Origin of the sequence: Knoellia flava TL1 (assembly GCF_000768675.1) — a bacterium.
Classification (GTDB): Bacteria; Actinomycetota; Actinomycetes; order Actinomycetales; family Dermatophilaceae; genus Knoellia; species Knoellia flava.
In genome coordinates, this window is record NZ_AVPI01000087.1 from 1 (window position 1) to 14,372 (window position 14,372).

Below are 14,372 nucleotides of genomic sequence, written 5' to 3' on the forward strand. Positions count from 1 at the left end.
GGGGCGGGCCGGGCGGGCGCCGAGAAGCGTCGGGTCGGCCTGCTTGCGCACCCGGGGTGCGGAGGGCGTGAAGCCGGGAGCGGGGGCAGCGGGAGGAGCGGGTGTTGCCTCGGTCGCGGCAGCCGGATGGGGGCCGCGGACCGGGGCCGGTGCGAAGCCGGGGGCCGGTGTCGTCCGGTCGACGTGCGTCGGTGCGAAGCCGGGCGCCGCAGCGACCTCGTGGGTGGGCACGAAGCCTGGCGACGGAGCGGTCGAGGCGCTGACCGAGGCGCCGAGGTCGCGTGAGGCGCCGACGGCCTGGCTCGGACCACCGGCGACACCGACACCGACTCCGAGCACGAACGCCGCGACGCGCCGCGCCAGGGCCGGGGTGAGGCGGTCGGCCCACCGACCGGCCGCGGCGCCTGTCCGGCCCGGCAGGTGGGAGCAGACCTCGAGGACGACGCCGAGGCAGAGCCATGCGGCGAGGGCGATCGCTGCCGACGCCGCCACGAGGGTCAGGAGCTCGGCGGTCGAGGCGGGTCCGGTCGCGTCGACGCGGGTCCAGGCCGAGAGCCAGGCGAGCCACAGCATCCACGCCGCTGCCGTGGCGACCGCGACCGCGAGGAAGCCGACGAGGACAGGTCGAGCCGACCTCCCGACCCGCGCCGTGACCGTCGGAAGAGCGTCTTTGGTGTTGTTTGATGCCGTTTGCATGTTTTTGACGATAGATGATGTGCATCGGTGTCGCAACGGGAAGGGTGCCGTCGACGGCTCTAGGCTCCCGCTCATGCGGTGGGACCGGCTCTTCGACGACCTCGAGGCACAGCTCGGAGCCGAGGAGCGCCGCGAGCGCGACTCCGAGGTGGCCGACCGCACCCGTCGCGAGCGGGCCTCTGTCGAGCTGGGTGCCCGGTTCGCCGCCGCCGTCGGTCAGGCCGTCCGGCTGCGCCTCGTCACCGGCGCCCATCTGGAGGGGGAGCTGCTCGACCTCGGTGAGGACTGGCTCCTGCTCCGGATGAGGACCGGCCGCGAGGCGGTCGTCCCCCTCGCTGCCGTCGTCGGGGCTCTCGGTCTCGCACCGCGCGCCACGGGTGCGCGGACGGCGCGCCGGTTCACCCTCGGCTACGCGCTCCGAGGACTGTCTCGGGACCGCGCGCACGTCGCGCTCACCGACACGAGCGGTCAGGTCGTCACGGGAACGATCGACGCCGTGGGCGCGGACCACCTCGACCTCGCCGAGCACGCGCTGGGGGAGGACCGCCGGCCCGAGAACGTGCGCGGACGGCATACGGTGCCGTTCCGAGCCGTCGTGCTCGTCGAGGCGCGCTGACCCGCGAGGGCGGTCCGGGAGACGCGGACGGGCTCGTCAGTCGTCGCCCTGCGCGCGAACGAAGTCGCGGGTCTGCGAGTACATCCGCTGGATGTAGTCCTCCAGCTCGGAGGTCTCGACGCGCCACTGGCCGCGGCCGCCGACCTTGATGGCGGGGAGCTCGCCGGAGCGCACGAGGGCATAGGCCTGCGCCGAGGAGATGTCGAGGATCTCGGACACCTCGGTGAGCGGGATGAACCGCTTGGCCACGGGCGTGCTCCTCGGGGCTGGTCGGACGGGGACGGGATCGCCGCTCCAGTCTGCCACGCAGGGCCACGGCCGCCTCGGCGCTCATCCACACGACACGACACCGTCGTTCGGGTTGGTCGACGCGGCGCCGGTTGTCCACAGGCGCACGATCTCGTCGCGCGTCGGGGCGCTGCGTGGGACACAATCGTCGGCGGGGGAAGAGCACGGCGATCCCTCATCCCTGCCCGACTGCCGAGTTCGACGATCCGGAGTCCTTGATGAGCGAGACCTCCACGCCCACCGCCCAGCGCCTTCGCCGACCCTCGTGGCGCGACAGCCGGCTCGTCGTCGGCGTCCTCCTCGTGCTCGCGTCCACCGCGATCGGTGCCTACGTCATGAGCCGCGCCGACGACCGCGTCCCCATGTATGCCGCGAAGTCCGGTCTCATGGCCGGCCAGCCGCTCACGGCCGACGACGTCGTCCGGGTCGACGTGCAGCTGGGGGACGCCGGGAGCGGCTACGTCAGCGCTGCCGGTGACCTGCCGGCGGACCAGGTGGCGTTGCGGGAGGTGCGTGCGGGCGAGCTCATCCCCGCCTCGGCCGTGGGTCCGCGGGACAAGGCGACGAGCCAGCCGCTGGCGCTCCAGGTCGACGCGACGGCGGCCTCGACGCTCCAGCCGGGTTCCGTCGTCGACGTCTACGTCAACCGGCCGACGGCACCCACCAAGGGCAGTGTCGGGACCGAGACGTTCGAAGGACCCGAGCTCACCCTCGAGGGAGTGACCGTCGTCGCGCTGTCGAAGGACGACGGGATGATGGGCTCCTCGGGCGACACCAGGCCGGTGCAGGTCATGGTCCCCAAGGAGACCGTGCAGTCGCTCGTCGGCGACGTCGACCTCGGCGCCAAGATCACCCTCGTCGCGGTTCCCGGCGCGATCGCGGCCCCCACGTCATGACGGTCGGCGTCGTCACCGGGGTCTCGCACCACCACGAGCAGGAGCTCGTGTCCGCGCTCGAGATCGCGTCGGGCGTGAGCGTCGTCCGTCGCTGTGCGGACGTCGCCGAGCTGCTGTCGACCGGCGCGTCCGGCGTGGCGGACCTCGCGGTCGTCTCCGCCGACTTCCGCGGCCTCGACCGCGATGCGCTGCGGCACCTCGCGGGTCACGGCGTGCGCGTGGCGGGGCTCGTCGCGACCGGCGACGACGCGGGCGAGGCGCGGCTGCGCCAGCTCGGGGTGCGGGTCCTCCTGCGTCCGGGAACCGAGCCCGAGGAGGTCGCCCGGACCCTCGTGGACCTCGCCGAGGGTGGGTTCGCGCCCGGTGTCGGTGGCGCCGCGGGGAGGGCCGGCGTGGCGGGAACGGGTGGCCGTGCGAGTGCCGCTGGCCCCTCGGCCGCCGATGGGGCGACCGGGGGGTCGGTGGTGAGCGACGACGAGCTCGCCGCGTGGCTCGGCGGCTCCGCCGGTGAGGGCGAACCGCACCCGTCCGGCGGGGCCGTGCCCAACCGCGGCGGGACCTCCGACGGACCCGGCTCTTGGGGTGACGACGGGGACGGCATCCCCCGACGCACCCGCATCACCGCCGTCTGGGGGCCGACCGGCGCCCCGGGGCGCACCACCCTCGCGGTGACGATGGCCGCGACGCTCGCCGCGCGTGGCGTCAGCACCCTGCTCGTCGACCTCGACACATGGGGCGCGAGCGTCGCCCAGGCGCTTGCGCTCATCGACGAGGCGCCGGGCGTGGCCGCGGCCGCTCGCGCCTCGGAGCAGGGCACCCTCGACCGGGCGTCCCTGTCGCGGGTCGCGCCCGAGGTGACGCCCGGGCTGCGGGTGCTCACCGGCATACCCAAGCCCGACCGGTGGCCCGAGCTGCGGGCCGCGGCGGTCGAGGACGTCCTCGAGAAGTCGCGTACGCTCGTCGGCCACGTCGTCGTCGACTGCGGGTTCGCGATCGAGGACGACGAGGAGCTCAGCTACGACACCGCTGCGCCGCGGCGCAACGCGACGACCCTCACCGCGCTCGAGTGCGCCGACGACCTCGTCGTCGTCGGGTCGGCCGACCCGGTCGGTCTCCAGCGACTCGTGCGTGCGGTGCAGGACGTCGGCGTCGTGCCGTCGCCGGAGCCGGTCGTCGTCGTCAACAAGGTGCGCGCGTCGGCCGCCGGGTCCGCCCCGGAGAAGGCGATCACCGAGGTCCTCGGCCGGTTCGCCGGGCTCGAGGACCCGCACTTCGTGCCGTGGGCGCCGGACGAGTGCGACGTCGCGTTGCTCGCCGGCCGCAGCCTCGTCGAGCAGCCCGGTGGCGGGCTCGTCGCCGCAGCCGTCGCCCGGGTCGTTGACGCGGTGTGTCCCGAGCACGCGGCACCCGACACCCGCGCCGGTCGCCGGAGCCGGGTGCGTCTCGGGAGGCGGGCCCGCCGCTCGGCCTGACGGGTCGGGAGCGTGAGGCCAGCACGCTCATGACGGTCCCCACAGTCCTCGTGGGCCGCACGACCGGACCTCGCGCATCTGACACGATGGGCTCGTGGCCGACCGGATGAGCACCCTCGACAGCAGCTTCCTCACGCTCGAGAACTCGTCGACGCCGATGCACGTGGGGTCGGTCATGGTCTTCGACGCCCCCGACGAGGGGTTCGACTACGACCGCCTCGTCGGCATCATCTCGCGCCGGATCGCCTACGTCCCGCGCTACCGCCAGCGCGTCCGCTTCGTCCCGGGACGTCTCGCGAACCCGGTCTGGATCGACGACGAGCGATTCGACGTCACCTACCACGTGCGCCGATCGGCCCTGCCGCGTCCGGGCGGCGACGAGCAGCTCGAGGAGCTCATCGCGCGGATCCAGCCGCGCCAGCTCGACCGCAGCCGACCGCTGTGGGAGGTCTACCTCGTCGAGGGCCTCGCCGACGACCGGTTCGCGATCGTCACCAAGACCCACCAGGCGCTCGTCGACGGCGTCAACGCGGTCGACATCGCCCACCTCATCCTCGAGGACTCCGAGACCCCGAGCACCGAGAGCATCGACGACACATGGCGCCCGAGCCGCGAGCCGTCGCACACCGAGCTCATCGTCAGCGCGCTCGCCGACACCGTGCGCGCCCCCAGCCAGATCATCGACACGGTCCAGTCCGGGATCACCGACGTCAAGGAGACGGCCGGGCGGGTCCTCGGCGCCGCCGGCGAGGTCGTCTCGGCCGTCGCCCGGGCCTCGACCAGCCCGGCCCCCGAGTCACCGCTCAACGCCCGCGTCGGGCGCGCCCGCCGGTTCGTCATGGTCGGCACCGACCTCGACGACTACAAGAAGGTCCGGTCCCGTCTCACCAAGGGCGCCTTCGCCGACGACGTCTCGATCAACGACGTCATCCTCGCGACCGTGACCGGCGCCTTCCGCACCTGGCTCATGACCCGGGGCGAGAGCGTGCACGGCGCGACCACGGTCCGGGCGATGGTGCCGGTGAGCACGCACGACGCCGAGAGCGAGATGGCTCCCGGCCGGCACCTCACCGCGTGCTTCGTCGACCTGCCCGTCGGCGAGCCCGGGGCGTCGATGCGCCTGCACCAGATCGCCTTCGCCATGCGCCAGCAGATGGAGGCAGGCCGGGCGGTCGACGCCGACACCCTGTCAGGACTGGGTGGCTTCGCCCCGCCGACGATGCACACGCTTGCCGCCCGCCTCGGGGGTGCGGTCTCGCGGCGGCTCTTCAACGTCGCCATCACCAACGTCCCCGGGCCGCAGCACCCGCTCTACATCGCGGGCGCACAGATGGCCTCGACCTACCCGGTCATGCCGCTCGGCCCGTCGAAGGCGCTCTCGATCGGCCTCACGTCCTACGACGGCGGCGTCTACTACGGCCTCTACGCCGACCGTGACGCCCTCCCGGACACCGACGTCCTCGGCCAGTCGATCGTCGACGCCCTGCAGGAGCTCCTCGAGGCCCCGCGCAGCCGAGCCCGCTGAAAGGACCCGCCATGCCCCTCGTTCGCGTCTACCTCCCGCTCGACGCCGGTGCGCTCGACACCCTGCGCCGCACCGGAGAGGTCGGACCGGCGCCGGTTGCCGGGCACACGGCGGTCGCGCCGAGCGCGCGTCCGGGCCTCGGCAACGACGACGAGGAACGCGAGTATGCCGCGTGGTCGGCTGCCGCCACCGACGCCGCCGCGCTCGCGCAGCGCGGGGAGCGGCGGGGCGTCGCGTCGGCGGACGTCGACGCCGCCGTCGTCAACGCGACAACCGAGGACGGCACAACCGTCGAGCTCGACAGCGTCGTCGCGCTGCCGCGCATCGCCTCCTTCCACATCGACGAGGAGCCGGGCGGCGAGGTCGCCGACCTCCTCTGGTACGACGTCACCGAGCTCGACGACGTCATCCGCCTCGTCCGCGGCGACGAGCCCACCACCTAGCGTCCGCAACTCTGGTGGCCAGGGCGTCATCCCTGCGGACGCAAGCGGAGGTGCCCGGCACGGCATACGCAGCGTCCGCAGATCTGGGGGTCAGGGCGCCAGACCTGCGGACGCAAGCGGAGGCGCGCGGCACGGCAGACGCGAGAGGGGGCGGCACGGCCCACCGCGCCACCGTGGGACGATGGGCCGACCCCCAGAACCCCACGAATCGAGGAAGACACCGATGGACGCTGTGACCCACGTCCCTGCCCCGATCAACGAGCCGGTCCGTGACTACGCGCCGGGCAGCCCCGAGCGCGCGGCCCTCGAGGTCGCGCTCGCCGAGGTCGGCAGCACGAAGTGGGACCTGCCGCATACGATCGACGGCGAGCGCGTCGAGGGACGTGGCGCGAAGATCGACGTGCGCCAGCCGCACGCGCACCGCTCGGTGCTCGGAACCCTCCGGGACGCCACGAAGGCCGACGCGCGCGCCGCCGTCGACGCCGCGAACGCCGCCGCCCCCGCCTGGCGCGACATGTCCTTCGACGACCGGGCCTCGATCCTGCTCAAGGCCGCCGACCTGCTCGCCGGCCCGTGGCGCGCGAAGGTCAACGCCGCGACGATGCTGGGACAGAGCAAGACGGCATACCAGGCCGAGATCGACAGCGCGTGCGAGCTCATCGACTTCTGGCGCTTCAACGTCCACTTCGCCCGCCAGATCCTCGAGGAGCAGCCGCCGGCCAACGCCCCGGGCATCTGGAACCGCACGGACTACCGCTCGCTCGAGGGCTTCGTCTACGCGATCACGCCGTTCAACTTCACCGCGATCGCCGGCAACCTGCCGACCGCGCCGGCGCTCATGGGCAACACCGTCGTCTGGAAGGCGTCGCACACGCAGGCGCTCGCGGCCCAGTTCGTCCTCGAGATCCTCGAGGAGGCCGGCATGCCGCCCGGCGTCATCAACCTCGTCACCGGTCACGGCACCGAGGTCTCGGACGTCGTCCTCAAGCACCCCGAGTTCGCGGGTCTGCACTTCACCGGCTCGACGCGCGTCTTCCAGCACCTGTGGCAGGAGATCGGCTCGAACCTCACGACCTACCGGCACTACCCCCGGATCGTCGGGGAGACCGGTGGCAAGGACTTCATCCTCGCCCATCCGAGCGCCGACCCCGACGTCGTCCGGACCGCCATGATCCGCGGCGCCTTCGAGTACCAGGGCCAGAAGTGCTCGGCCGCGTCGCGCGCGTTCATCCCGCGCAGCATCTGGAAGGTCATCAAGAAGGACCTCGTCGAGCTCACCGAGGGCCTGACGATGGGCAACGTCACCGACCTGTCGAACTTCATGGGGGCCGTCATCGACGACCGTGCGTTCGCCAAGCACAAGGCCGCGATCGACCGGGCCCGGGCGACGAGCGGCATCGAGATCGTCGCCGGTGGCACCTACGACGACTCCGAGGGCTGGTTCGTCCGCCCGACGATCATGGTCGGTGAGGACCCGAACGACGAGATCTTCACGACCGAGTACTTCGGTCCGCTGCTCTCGGTCCACGTCTACCCGGACCGCCAGTTCGGCAAGGTCATGGACACCATCGACTCGGCCTCGGCCTACGCGCTCACCGGCTCGATCATCGCCCAGGACCGCGCCGCCGTCGCCGAGGCCACCCAGCGCCTGCGCTTCGCGGCGGGCAACTTCTACGTCAACGACAAGCCGACCGGTGCCGTCGTCGGCCAGCAGCCCTTCGGTGGCGGGCGTGCCTCGGGCACGAACGACAAGGCCGGTTCGGCGCAGAACCTCCTGCGCTGGACGAGCCCGCGCTCGATCAAGGAGACGTTCGTGCCACCGACGAACCACACCTACCCGCACATGGGCGTCTGACGCCTCGGGGAAGCAGTCGAGAGTAGACGGATCCCCGCCTGGCGACGCGCCGGGCGGGGATCTGTCTACTCTCGACTGCTTCGGACGGGTGGGGCGGGGCGGGGGCGGGTCAGCCCACGCGGCTGTGGAGCAGGTCCGTCTCGGTCCGGGCGGCGTGCAGCAGCGGGTCGGCGGCGGCCTTCTCGAGCTTGCCACCGATGAGCGGCACGCCGGCCTTGAGCTCCCCGACGAGCTCGTGCACGGTGCCGGAACCCTTGGGAGAGAGGCGCACCGCTCCCTTGAGAGTCATCGGCGCTCCCTTGACATGGAGGTTGAGGTCGCCGGTGCGCGACCCGTCCGCGGCAGCCTGACCCCACGTCTGGACCTCGACCACCGTGAGCGTCTCGCCGACGAACGACCGTGCGATGTCGGGCAGGCCGTCGGTCGGCAGGACCCGCTCGGTCGAGATGACGGTGCGGTCACCGCTCGTCGACACGTCGGCCTTCCACGTCCCTGTCGTCGTCGCGTCGCACTTGGCGTCCTGGAACTCCTGCTCGCACATCTGCGCGAAGACGACGTCGGGCGCTGCGGGGTACTCGGCGCGGTGGGTGAACTTCACGTGCTCCTCCTTGGCGTGGTCCGGCCCGCCGATCCTCTCACCGCGGACCCGTCACCGACGCGCCACCGCCCGAACGCCGGCCCCTCAGGACACACGCAGGCTGCGGGCGAGGGCCTCGAGCTCGGTCGTCGACGCCGCCACCTCGGCGAGGAACCGGTCGCGTCGGCGGCGGTGCTGCGCGGCCACGGCGTCGAGCTCGGCCTGCACCTTCGCGACCGTGTCGGCGCGGCCGCGGGTCGTCGCGGCGTCGGCCTCGCCGGTGACGCCCCACGCCAGCCGGGCCCTCCCGGCCTCGACCGTGATGCCCGCAGCCGACGCCTCGTCGAGGACCGCGCGGGCGCGCGCCTGCAACGCACTCAGCTCGACGGCATACGACTGGAGGGCGGCACCGACCGCCTCGGTGTGACGCCCGCCGACGGTGAGCGCGTCGAGGGCCCGGCGGCCCTCCTTGCGCACGCGGACCGACGTCGAGGTGCCCCACACGTCCTTGAGCGAGGCGTATGCCGTCCCGCTGGCCTCGCAGGCAGCCGCCAGCTCGCGCGAGGCGCGGGTGGCCGAGGCGCCGAGGGCGGAGAGCGAGGCCGGGTCACCCGGCACGAGCCCCCTCACGGTGGGTCCCGCCGGGAGGAGTCGACGGTGGCCCGGACCTCGTCGCTCGCGGCGTCCTCCGGCGCGGAGCCGCCGCGGGCAGTGGCGCGGGAGTGGGCCAGGGCGAGCGTCGTGCGGTGCTGCGCGGCCACCTCGTCGACCGCACGGAGGAGGTCGACGACCTGGTCGACCCATCCGTCGACGGAGCGCTGCGGGTCGCTCTCGCCGAGGACGACGAGGCTCGCGAGGAGGTCGTCCTCGACGCTCGCGATGGTGGCGGACAGGCCCTCGAGGACGGTGCTCACCCCAGGCAGCGAGGGAGCTTCCGGGAGCCTGCGCACCTCGTCACTCTAGTGCTCACGTGCCCCACCTCCGACCCCTCATCCACAGGGTGCGGCAAGTGAGTAGTCTCGGTGCTGGACACAGTGCAGTGTCCCGCCGTGGCCATCGGCGAAGCCGCAACTCAAAGGATCTGCAGCGCACCATGACTGAGTCATCGGTCCACCCCCGATCGACCACACTGGACGCCATCGTCTCGGCTTTCGCCGGTCTCGACCCACGACCGGACGGCGCGGAGATCGTCGGACGCTACTTCCGCCACGTGCCCGACGAGGAGCTGAGCGCACGCCCTGCGCGCATCCTCGCCGGAGCGGTGAAGTCGCACCTCGACCTCGCCGAGAGCCGCACGCCCGGCACCGCCGCGGTGCGGGTCTTCAACCCGACGACCGACACCGACGGGTGGTCGAGCGCCCGCACCGTCATCCAGGTCGTCACCGACGACATGCCCTTCCTCGTCGACTCGGTCACCGGCGCCCTCGTGCAGCGCGACATCGACATCCACCTCGTCATCCACCCGCAGTTCCGCGTCCGTCGCGACGAGTCCGGACACCTCCTCGAGACCTGCGACGCCGACGACCCCGGCGTGCGCGAGGGCGACGCCGACGTCCACAACGAGTCGTGGATCCTGCTCACCGTCGACCGCGAGAGCGAGCAGACCGCGCGCGACCAGCTCACCGCCGTCCTCGAGAACGTGCTGCTCGACGTGCGCGAGGCCGTCACCGACTGGCCCTCGATGCGGACCCGCTGCCTCGTCATCGCCGCCGAGCTCGAGGGCACGCCGCCGCGTGGCGTCGACCCCGCGGAGGTCAGCCAGGCGGCCGCCTTCCTCCGGTGGATGGCCGACAACCACTTCACCTTCCTCGGCTACCGCGAGTACGCCCTCGAGGACACCGCCGAGGGAGACGTCATCCGGCCGCTGAGCGGCACCGGCCTCGGCATGCTCAAGCAGGACCCGCCGGCCGACAAGAAGATCGTGCCGCTCTCGCCCGAGTCGAGCCGCAAGGCCCGCGAGCGGGGCGTCCTCGTCCTCACCAAGGCGAACTCGCGCTCGACGGTGCACCGCCCGACCTACCTCGACTACGTCGGCATCCGCACCTACGCTCCGGACGGCAGCACGGCGGGGGAGAAGCGCTTTCTCGGCCTCTATGCGTCGACGGCCTACACCGAGTCGGTGCTGCGACTGCCCGTCGTCGCCGAGAAGGTCCAGTCGGTGCTCGAGCAGTCCGGGCTCGCGCCCGACTCGCACACCGGCAAGGACCTCCTCGAGGTCCTCGAGACCTATCCGCGCGACGAGCTCATCCAGGCGACGCCGGAGGACCTCTACGAGACGGCGATGGCCGTCACCCAGCTCCAGGAGCGGCGTCGCACCAAGCTCTTCCTGCGCGAGGACGACTTCGGCCGGTTCGTCTCGTGCCAGGTCTACATCCCGCGCGACCGCTACAACACCGGCGTCCGGACCCGCATGGCGGCGATCCTCAAGGACGCCTTCGGTGGCGAGAGCGTCGAGTTCACCGCACGCGTGAGCGAGCGCGCGCTCTCCCGGTTGCAGTTCGTCGTCCGGGTCCCCGTCGGAGAGCGCGTCCGACACCTCGACGAGGACGAGCGGGAGCGGCTCGAGCGCCGGCTCGTCGAGGTCAGCCGGACGTGGGCGGACCGCCTCGGTGACGGCCTGCGCGACCGCCTCGGCGAGGTCGAGGGCGACCGGCTGCTCGACCGGTTCGGGCGCGGCTTTCCCACGGCATACGAGGAGACGTTCTCCGTCGTCCAGGGTGTGGCCGACCTGCACCACCTCGACGGGCTGAGCGACGAGCGCCGCACGAGCGTCGCGCTATACCGCCCCGCCGACTCGCCCGAGGGGCTGCGCCGCTTCAAGCTCTTCCGCGTGGACCCGTTGTCGCTCACCGACATCCTGCCGATCTTCACCGACATGGGGGTCGAGGTCGTCGACGAGCAGCCCTACGAGGTGAACCGGTCCGACGGTGCGCAGCTGCACGTCTACGACTTCGGTCTGCGGGTGCAGGACCAGGAGATCTGGTCGGGCATCGCGCACGAGGACCTGCGCGAGCTCTTCGAGGGTGCCGTCCTCGCCGTGTGGGACGGGCGTGCCGAGTCCGACGGGTTCAACCAGCTCGTCCTCGCGGCGCGCCTCAGCTGGCGGCAGGTCGTCGTGCTGCGGACGGTCGCGAAGTACCTCCGCCAGACGCAGGCGACGTTCAGCCAGTCCTACTTCGAGGACGCACTCGTCGGGAACCCGTCGATCGCGGCCGACCTCGTCGCCTTCTTCGAGGCACGCTTCGACCCAGAGGCCTTCCGCGCCGACGAGGACGAGCAGCGCCAGGAGCGACAGGACGAGATCGCCGCGCGGATCACCGCCGCCCTCGACGACGTGAGCTCGCTCGACGAGGACCGCATCATCCGGTCCTTCCTCGCCGTCATGCGCGCGACGCTGCGCACGAACTTCTTCCAGCCCGCCGCCGACGGCGAGCCCCGCGCCTACGTCTCGCTCAAGCTCGACCCGACGGCGATCCCCGACCTGCCGGCGCCGCGACCGGCATACGAGATCTGGGTCTACAGCCCGCAGGTCGAGGGCGTGCACCTCCGGTTCGGGTCGGTGGCCCGCGGTGGTCTGCGCTGGAGCGACCGGCGCGAGGACTTCCGCACGGAGATCCTCGGACTCGTCAAGGCGCAGATGGTCAAGAACGCCGTCATCGTGCCGACCGGCTCCAAGGGCGGCTTCTATGCCAAGAAGCTGCCCGACCCGGCCGTCTCGCGCGAAGCGTGGCTCGAGGAGGGCCAGTCGGCCTACCGGACCTTCATCTCCGGCCTGCTCGACATCACCGACAACCGCGTCGGCTCCGAGATCGTCCCCCCGGAGCGCGTCGTGCGCCACGACGGCGACGACCCCTACCTCGTCGTCGCCGCAGACAAGGGCACGGCGACCTTCTCGGACATCGCCAACGGCGTCGCCCAGTCCTACGGTTTCTGGCTCGACGACGCGTTCGCGTCCGGTGGCTCGGCCGGCTACGACCACAAGGCGATGGGCATCACGGCCCGAGGTGCCTGGGAGTCGGTCAAGCGGCACTTCCGCGAGATGGGCGTCGACACCCAGACCGAGGACTTCACCGCGGTCGGCGTCGGCGACATGAGCGGCGACGTCTTCGGCAACGGCATGCTGCTCTCCGAGCACATCCGCCTCGTCGCGGCGTTCGACCACCGTCACGTCTTCATCGACCCCGAACCCGTTGCGGCACAGTCGTTCCGGGAGCGCAAGCGCCTCTTCGAGCTGCCGCGCTCGTCATGGGACGACTACGACCGCTCGCTCATCTCCGCCGGCGGCGGCGTCTTCCCCCGCTCTCTCAAGTCGGTGACGGTCACGCCCGAGATGCGGGCGGCCCTCGGGCTCGACGACGGCGTCACGACGATGACCCCGACCGAGCTCATCCACGCGATCCTGCTCGCGCCGGTCGACCTGCTGTGGAACGGCGGCATCGGCACCTACGTCAAGGCGGCGAGCGAGGACCACCTGTCGATCGGCGACCGTGCCAACGACGCCATTCGCGTCAACGGCAACGAGCTGCGCGTCAAGGTCGTCGGCGAGGGCGGCAACCTCGGCCTCTCCCAGCTCGGCCGCATCGAGGCCTCGCTGTCCGGCGTCCGGGTCAACACCGACGCCATCGACAACAGCGCGGGCGTCGACACCTCCGACCACGAGGTCAACATCAAGATCCTCCTCGGCGACGTCGTGCGCCGCGGCGACCTCACGACCGAGGAGCGCAACACCCTCCTCGCGTCGATGACCGACGACGTCGCCGAGCACGTGCTGCGCGACAACTACGAGCAGAACGTCCTCCTCGGCAACGCCCGTGCGCAGGACCTCTCGATGGTGCCGGTCCACCAGCGCCTCATGAGCTGGCTCGAGGAGCGCGGCGAGCTCGACAGGTCGCTCGAGTTCCTCCCGACGGACGCCGAGATCGCCAAGCGCGCCTCCGAGGGGCTCGGGCTCAAGTCGCCCGAGTTCTCGGTCCTCGTCGCCTACGCCAAGCTCGCGCTCAAGAAGGACATCCTCGCGAGTGACCTGCCGGACGACCCGTACTTCGCGGCGACCCTCGCTCACTACTTCCCGAAGGCACTGCGCGAGCCGTATGCCGCGGAGCTGGGTGAGCACCCGCTGCGCCGCGAGATCATCACGAACTCGGTCGTCAACTCGATGGTCAACCGAGGTGGCATCACGTTCGCCTTCCGCGCGGCGGAGGAGGTAACGTGCACGCCCGACCAGGTGGCCCGCGCGTTCATCGTCTGCCGTGAGGTCTTCGACCTGCGGGGCTACGTCAAGGCGGTCGAGGAGCTCGACAACAAGCTGCCGACCAAGGTGCAGACGGGTCTCTACCTCGAGTTCCGGCGCCTGCTCGACCGTGCGGTGCGCTGGCTGCTCGGTGCCCGGCCCAGCGGTCTCGACATCACGACCGAGGTCGAGCGGTTCGCCCCGGTCGTCGCGGACCTCGTGCCGCGCATCCCCGAGCTGCTCCAGGGCGGCGAGCGCGAGCGAGTCCTCGCGCAGACCGCCGCGTGGGAGGAGGCCGGGGTGCCGAGCGAGCTCGCGGCCCGCGCCGCCTCGCTGCTCGACAGCTACTCGCTGCTCGACGTGGTCGAGATCGCCTCGGACGTCGACCACACCGCCCACGAGGTGGCCGAGGTGTACTTCCGGCTCTCCGAGCGGTTCGGGATCGACGGGATGCTCAACCGGGTCGCCGGCCTGCCGCGCGACGACCGCTGGGACGCGCTCGCTCGCGGCGCCCTGCGCGACGACCTCTACTCCGTCCTCGAGTCGTTCACCCGCAACGCGTTCGAGTTCGCCAAGGACCTCGACGGCGACGGCGTCGTCACGGCCGACGAGCGGATCGAGGCGTGGGACGCGGCCGGCGACGGAGCCGTGGAGCGGGTCAGCAGCCAGCTGGCCGGCATACGGTCGCTCGAGAAGCCCAACATCGCTGCGCTCTCGGTGGCCCTGCGGACGCTTCGGTCCGTGGTCCGGCAGGGAGGCTGACGAGGTCACGCC

The 14,372-nt window shown here is 72.0% G+C and carries 11 protein-coding genes and 1 pseudogene; 7 read left to right on the forward strand and 5 right to left on the reverse strand.

Annotation, left to right across the window (positions count from 1 at the left end):
• Positions 1-696, reverse strand: a pseudogene (locus N798_RS16495) (hypothetical protein); the annotation flags it as partial.
• A gap of 73 nt (positions 697-769) precedes the next feature.
• Between N798_RS16495 and N798_RS16500 the strand changes: the two are divergent.
• Positions 770-1,312 (forward strand): hypothetical protein, encoded by a 543-nt coding sequence (locus tag N798_RS16500; protein ID WP_035950840.1) that lies wholly within the window; start codon positions 770-772, stop codon positions 1,310-1,312.
• A 36-nt stretch (positions 1,313-1,348) separates the two neighbouring features.
• Here the strand turns inward: N798_RS16500 and N798_RS16505 are convergent, their stop codons facing one another.
• Positions 1,349-1,561 carry a helix-turn-helix domain-containing protein gene (locus N798_RS16505; RefSeq protein WP_035950843.1) on the reverse strand — a complete coding sequence of 71 codons (213 nt, stop codon included), beginning with the start codon at positions 1,559-1,561 and terminating at the stop codon, positions 1,349-1,351.
• Between the two features lie 257 nt (positions 1,562-1,818).
• On the opposite strand from N798_RS16505, the gene N798_RS16510 reads away from it, so the two are divergent.
• The 5 genes from N798_RS16510 to pruA all read left to right on the forward strand — a co-directional run bounded on the left by N798_RS16510 (position 1,819) and on the right by pruA (position 7,791).
• The gene (locus N798_RS16510) at positions 1,819-2,496 is read left to right on the forward strand and encodes a CpaB family protein (protein WP_035950846.1); all 678 of its coding nucleotides are present in this window, start codon (positions 1,819-1,821) and stop codon (positions 2,494-2,496) included.
• Positions 2,493-3,968 (forward strand): AAA family ATPase, encoded by a 1,476-nt coding sequence (locus tag N798_RS16515; RefSeq protein ID WP_035950849.1) that lies wholly within the window; start codon positions 2,493-2,495, stop codon positions 3,966-3,968. Before N798_RS16510 ends, N798_RS16515 begins: the two co-directional genes overlap by 4 nt.
• 94 nt (positions 3,969-4,062) lie before the next feature.
• Positions 4,063-5,493: a WS/DGAT/MGAT family O-acyltransferase gene (locus N798_RS16520; protein ID WP_035950853.1), complete on the forward strand. Its 1,431-nt coding sequence runs from the start codon at positions 4,063-4,065 to the stop codon at positions 5,491-5,493.
• Positions 5,494-5,504: 11 nt separating this feature from the next.
• Positions 5,505-5,936, forward strand: a complete 432-nt coding sequence (locus N798_RS16525) for a DUF6912 family protein (RefSeq protein ID WP_035950856.1) — start codon at positions 5,505-5,507, stop codon at positions 5,934-5,936.
• A gap of 223 nt (positions 5,937-6,159) precedes the next feature.
• Entirely contained in the window at positions 6,160-7,791 is a 1,632-nt protein-coding gene (gene pruA, locus N798_RS16530; RefSeq protein WP_035950858.1) for an L-glutamate gamma-semialdehyde dehydrogenase, read from the forward strand.
• 109 nt (positions 7,792-7,900) lie between these two features.
• On the opposite strand, the gene N798_RS16535 is transcribed toward pruA, so the two are convergent.
• The 3 genes from N798_RS16535 to N798_RS16545 form a co-directional block, all read right to left on the reverse strand.
• Positions 7,901-8,389 (reverse strand): DUF2505 domain-containing protein, encoded by a 489-nt coding sequence (locus tag N798_RS16535; protein WP_035950861.1) that lies wholly within the window; start codon positions 8,387-8,389, stop codon positions 7,901-7,903.
• An 84-nt stretch (positions 8,390-8,473) separates the two neighbouring features.
• Positions 8,474-8,986, reverse strand: coding sequence for a hypothetical protein (locus tag N798_RS16540; protein ID WP_156971789.1), 513 nt, complete (start codon positions 8,984-8,986; stop codon positions 8,474-8,476).
• Positions 8,987-8,994: 8 nt separating this feature from the next.
• The gene (locus tag N798_RS16545) at positions 8,995-9,282 is read right to left on the reverse strand and encodes a hypothetical protein (RefSeq protein ID WP_035950867.1); all 288 of its coding nucleotides are present in this window, start codon (positions 9,280-9,282) and stop codon (positions 8,995-8,997) included.
• A gap of 179 nt (positions 9,283-9,461) precedes the next feature.
• Here N798_RS16545 and N798_RS16550 point away from each other — a divergent pair, with 179 nt between their 5' ends.
• Entirely contained in the window at positions 9,462-14,360 is a 4,899-nt protein-coding gene (locus N798_RS16550; RefSeq protein ID WP_035950869.1) for an NAD-glutamate dehydrogenase, read from the forward strand.
• The last annotated feature ends 12 nt before the right edge of the window (positions 14,361-14,372 follow it).

Coding starts and splice junctions, on each gene's coding strand:
- pruA (WP_035950858.1), top strand. CDS start 6,160: ATGGACGCTGTGACCCACGTCCCTGCCCCGATCAACGAGCCGGTCCGT.
- N798_RS16500 (WP_035950840.1), top strand. CDS start 770: ATGCGGTGGGACCGGCTCTTCGACGACCTCGAGGCACAGCTCGGAGCC.
- N798_RS16550 (WP_035950869.1), top strand. CDS start 9,462: ATGACTGAGTCATCGGTCCACCCCCGATCGACCACACTGGACGCCATC.
- N798_RS16515 (WP_035950849.1), top strand. CDS start 2,493: ATGACGGTCGGCGTCGTCACCGGGGTCTCGCACCACCACGAGCAGGAG.
- N798_RS16510 (WP_035950846.1), top strand. CDS start 1,819: ATGAGCGAGACCTCCACGCCCACCGCCCAGCGCCTTCGCCGACCCTCG.
- N798_RS16525 (WP_035950856.1), top strand. CDS start 5,505: ATGCCCCTCGTTCGCGTCTACCTCCCGCTCGACGCCGGTGCGCTCGAC.